Source organism: Amycolatopsis sp. NPDC003676 (genome assembly GCF_053587275.1).
This window is the reverse complement of record NZ_JBSFNS010000214.1, coordinates 622-5,227: the sequence shown is the minus strand read 5'-3', so window position 1 is coordinate 5,227 and position 4,606 is coordinate 622. Positions and strand designations below refer to the sequence as shown.

At 67.6% G+C, this 4,606-nt stretch carries 4 protein-coding genes; all 4 read left to right on the top strand.

What is annotated here, in order from left to right; genetic code table 11:
* Positions 1–864: lipoyl synthase (locus tag ACWDNU_RS44770; RefSeq protein WP_449673323.1), on the top strand; the 864-nt coding region annotated here is incomplete at its 5' end.
* Positions 865–966: 102 nt separating this feature from the next.
* Positions 967–1,635 (top strand): DedA family protein, encoded by a 669-nt coding sequence (locus tag ACWDNU_RS44765; protein WP_449673322.1) that lies wholly within the window; start codon positions 967–969, stop codon positions 1,633–1,635.
* A gap of 207 nt (positions 1,636–1,842) precedes the next feature.
* Positions 1,843–2,712 carry a patatin-like phospholipase family protein gene (locus ACWDNU_RS44760; RefSeq protein WP_370939280.1) on the top strand — a complete coding sequence of 290 codons (870 nt, stop codon included), beginning with the start codon at positions 1,843–1,845 and terminating at the stop codon, positions 2,710–2,712.
* A 134-nt stretch (positions 2,713–2,846) separates the two neighbouring features.
* Positions 2,847–4,046 (top strand): Ig-like domain-containing protein, encoded by a 1,200-nt coding sequence (locus tag ACWDNU_RS44755; protein WP_370939281.1) that lies wholly within the window; start codon positions 2,847–2,849, stop codon positions 4,044–4,046.
* The last annotated feature ends 560 nt before the right edge of the window (positions 4,047–4,606 follow it).

Below are 4,606 nucleotides of genomic sequence, written 5' to 3'. Positions count from 1 at the left end.
AAGCGCGAGGGTCTGCACACGGTTTGCGAAGAAGCTGGTTGTCCCAACATCTACGAATGCTGGGAAGACCGCGAAGCCACCTTCCTGATCGGTGGTGACCAGTGCACGCGGCGTTGTGATTTCTGCCAGATCGATACGGGGAAGCCTGCTGCGCTGGACCGTACCGAGCCGCGGAAGGTCGCGGAGTCGGTGCAGGCCATGGGGTTGCGGTACTCGACGATCACCGGTGTCGCCCGAGACGACCTGGCCGACGGCGGTGCGTGGCTGTACGCGGAGACCGTCCGTCAGATCCACGCGTTGAACCCCGGCACCGGTGTTGAGCTGTTGATCCCGGACTTCAACGCCGAGCCGGACCAGTTGGCCGAGGTGTTCGGGTCGCGGCCGGAGGTGCTGGCCCACAACGTGGAGACGGTCCCGCGGATCTTCAAGCGGATCCGCCCCGGCTTCCGCTACGCCCGGTCGCTGGACGTGATCACGCAGGCTCGTGCGGCGGGTTTGGTGACGAAGTCCAACCTGATCCTCGGCATGGGCGAGACTCCCAATGAGGTCAGCGTCGCGTTGCAGGACCTCTTCGACGCGGGCTGCGAGATCATCACGATCACCCAGTACCTGCGCCCCTCGCCCCGCCACCACCCGGTCGACCGCTGGGTCAAGCCGGAAGAGTTCGTGGAGCACGCGAAAACCGCTGAGGCTATTGGGTTCCCTGGTGTGATGGCGGGGCCGCTGGTGCGGTCGTCGTACCGCGCCGGACGGCTCTACGCCCAGACCAAGGCCCACCGCGGCGAAGACCTGCCGGAAAACCTGGCCCACCTGACCGCCGAAGGACCGGCCGCGCAGGAAGCCAGCAGCCTGCTGTCCCGCTGACCCCTGTTCACCGAAGGGCCCCGGTTACTCTCCGGGGCCCTTCGTCGTCCCCGGATCGCTCGAACGTGGCACCCAATTCCCAAGAATCAGTAAAGTGATGGTGTGGCTTTAGTAACGGACCTTCTCGACTGGTTGCAAGCACTCCCCCAACCGGGCCTCGTCGCGGCAGCCGGCGGGCTCGTGTTCGCCGAGTGCACGATCGGCCTGGGCTTCATCGCCCCCGGCGAATCAGGCCTGCTGATCGCGGCGACCACGGCGACGTCCGTGCCCCGCTTCCTGACCCTGTGGGCGGTAGTCACCGTCTGCGCGGCACTGGGCGATTCGGTCGGGTACGTCCTCGGGCGAAAGTTCGGGCCGCGCTTGCGGGAGACGAAGCTCATTCGCAAGTACGGCCTGGACGCCTGGGACCGAGCCACCGGCGTCCTAGAACGCCGAGGCGCATGGGCAGTCTTCTTCGCGCGGTTCCTGCCCGTGCTGCGCACCCTGACGCCCGCCGCCGCGGGAGCCTCGAACCTGCCGTTCCGCAAATTCCTCCCGGCCACGGCGGCGGGCGCGTTCTGCTGGTCACTGGTGCACATCAGCCTCGGCGCGGCGCTCGGAGAGGCAGCCAAGCAGGTCGAGAGCGCGATGAACACCGGATTCCTGGTGGTGGCCGCGCTCGTGGTGGGGGTGCTGGTGTTCTTCTTGCTGCGCCTGAAGAAACGCAAGGCGCTGGGTGTTTCGGGCGCTCCGGACGAACAGCCGGAGGAGCCTGCTCGCACCGGCAGCTAGTTCGCCGCGCCTGACTTGGCCTGCCCGGCCCTCCCGGTTCACAGGCGGGCCAGTCGGATCGCCCGGACCGACCGTCTGACCCGCCTCGCGCTAACCCGCCACAGCCCGTCCCGTCAGCGAGAGAAGCGGCGAACCTCACTCCCCCAACCCCGCCCCGGACCCGAAGTCACCCACCCGAGGTCCCGTTCCCGAATTAGATTCGACCGTATGCAGGCACTAGACCTCCCGAAGCCGGTCGCGTTCGTCCTCGGCGGGGGCGGCAGCCTCGGCGCGTTGCAGGTGGGCATGCTCCAAGCCCTCGACGAAGCGGGCATCACGCCGGATCTGGCGGTCGGCACGTCTGTCGGCTCGCTGAACGCCGCGGTGCTCTCCCTGCCCGGCGACGACCGGCTCGGGCGGCTTCGCGACATCTGGGCGCACATGACCAAAGCCGAGGCCTTCCCCGGCGGCGTGCTCAGCCAGGTCCGGACGCTCCGGCACAGCAAAACCCACCTTTTCCCCAACACCGGCCTCGCCAAAATCATCGACGACCACCTCGGCGCGGGCAGCCGGTTCGAGGACATGGCGCTGCCGCTGGGCGTCGTCACCACCGACGTCGACACCGCCGAACCAGTCCTGCTCACCTCGGGCCCGTTGCAGGCGCCGCTCCTGGCGAGCTGCGCGATCCCCGGCATCTACCCGCCGGTGCCATACGAGGACCGCCTCCTCTACGACGGCGGCCTGGTCGCCAATGTCCCGATGCGTCAGGCGTTGAGCATGGGCGCGAAGTCGCTGGTCGTCCTCGACTGCGCGTTCCCCGGCAAAATGCCCGGCGCGCCCCGGACGTTCGCCGAGGTCATGATGTTCACCGCGATGATCAGCATGCGCAATCAGGCCGTCCTGGAAGCGCCGGTCGCGGCTCGGCAGGTGCCGGTCGTCTACCTGCCGGGCCCGGCGCCGGTTCAGGTGAGCCCGCTGGACTTCACCCGCACCGACGATCTCGCGGCGCAGGCCTATCACTCCGCACGGGACCATCTGAAGGAACTCACCGTCGACGGCCCGGGCCTGTACGGAGCCCCCGGATTGCTTCGGCCCTGATCGCCCCGCGGCCGGAAATCGCGAGAGTGATCCGCGTCACCCCAATGCACCGATCCACCGGTCAGGGCGTCTTTCCGATCGCGTAGTTTTGCAGTTGAACCCTGCCGGTCCGCGACCCTCACAAAAGAGACATAATGTTCCCGAAGAAGACATTTTTTCCGGTTGCCGGAATTCTCGCGGCGACCTTGCTGCTTTCCGCTTGTTCCTCCGGGGACGGCGGCAGCGACGCTGGCACGCCCGGTGCGCCGGGCGGGTCGAGCCAGACCGCGACACCGGCTTCGGTGTCGATCGAACCGGCCAACGCGTCCGGGATCAGCCCGAGCACGCCCATCGTCGTGAAGGCGGCGAACGGGAAGCTCACGGACGTCACGGTCACGAGCGCCAAGGGCAAACCCGTCGCGGGCGAGTTCGCGGCGGACAAGCTCAGCTGGACGACCACCGAGGTCCTCGGCTACGGCGGCACCTACCAGGTGAAGGCGCATGCCCAAGGCGCGGACGGGAAATCCGTCGAACAGCAGGGCCAGGTCACCACGCTGTCGCCGAAGAAGCAGGCGAACGCGAACCTCATCCCGGCCCCCGGCGCGGTGAAGAGCACCGGCGTCGGCGTGGGGCAGCCGATCGTGTTCAGCTTCGGGACCGCGGTGAAGAACAAGGCGGCCGTGGAGAAGGCGCTCACGGTCGAGTCGTCTCCGAAGCAAGAAGGCAGCTGGTATTGGATGGACGACAAGAACGTCCACTACCGGCCGAAGGAATACTGGAAGCCGGGCACCACGCTCACGGTCACCGCGAAGATTTACGGCGTCGATTTCGGAAATGGCGTGTACGGAGCGGACGATCGCACCGAAACGTACAAGGTGCACGATTCGTGGATCGCGAAAGCCGACGGCAACAGCGAGCAGATGCAGATCTTCCACAACGGTTCGATGGTGAAGTCGATGCCGATCTCGATGGGCAAGGACGCGACGCCTACCCACCTCGGCCCGCACGTCATCTCGGACAAGCAGGCGAACTACACGATGGACTCCTGCACCTACGGCGTGTGCCCGCCGGACCCGAAGGCGTACCGCTCGAACGAGAAGTTCTCGCAGCGCATCTCGAACGACGGAGAGTTCGTCCACGAGAACCCGAACAGCGTCGGGCAGCAGGGCAGCTCGAACGTCTCGCACGGCTGCATCAACCTGAACGCCGCCAACGCCGAATGGTTCTTCAACAACTTCGGCCTAGGCGACGTCGTGGAGGTCACCAACTCGGGCGGCCCGCAGCTCCCGGTGTGGGACCTGTACGGCGACTGGTCCAAGTCCTGGGCCGACTGGCAGAAGGGCTCGGCCCAGTAAGACCAGCGGCCGGGACGGGGACCGGGTTCGGTTCGACTTAGCGGTTCGACAGAGAGGTGCCGGAGCTTCGCGCTCCGGCACCTTTTTCGTTCCCGGGACGGGATCGACGGGGCCAGGTTCGCGCGGGCTGACTCGGGGCCGGACAGGGGTTGCGGCCAAGCCGCCTGGTCTTCGACTGCTCCAGCTGACTCGGCCACTCCGGCTGACCCGGCTACTCCGGCTGACCCGGCTACTCCGGCTGACCCGGCTACTCCGGCTGACCTGGCTGCTCCGAATGGGCCGGTTGGCCCCCGGCCGATCCGACTGGCCCGGTTGGCCCCTGCTGCCCCGACTGGCCCGGCCGATCCGACTAGCCTGGTTGGCCCCGCCCGCCCTGGCTGACCTGACCCCCCTGGCTGACCACCGCCTGGCTGGCCCGAGCGGCCTGGCGACGGCCTGATTCCTGGCCATGCGCCGCGGCTTCGGCTTCGGCTTCGGCTTCGGCTTCGGCTTCGGCTTCGGCTTCGGCTTCGGCTTCGGCTTCGGCTTCGGCTTCGGCTTCGGCTTCGGCTTCGGCTTCG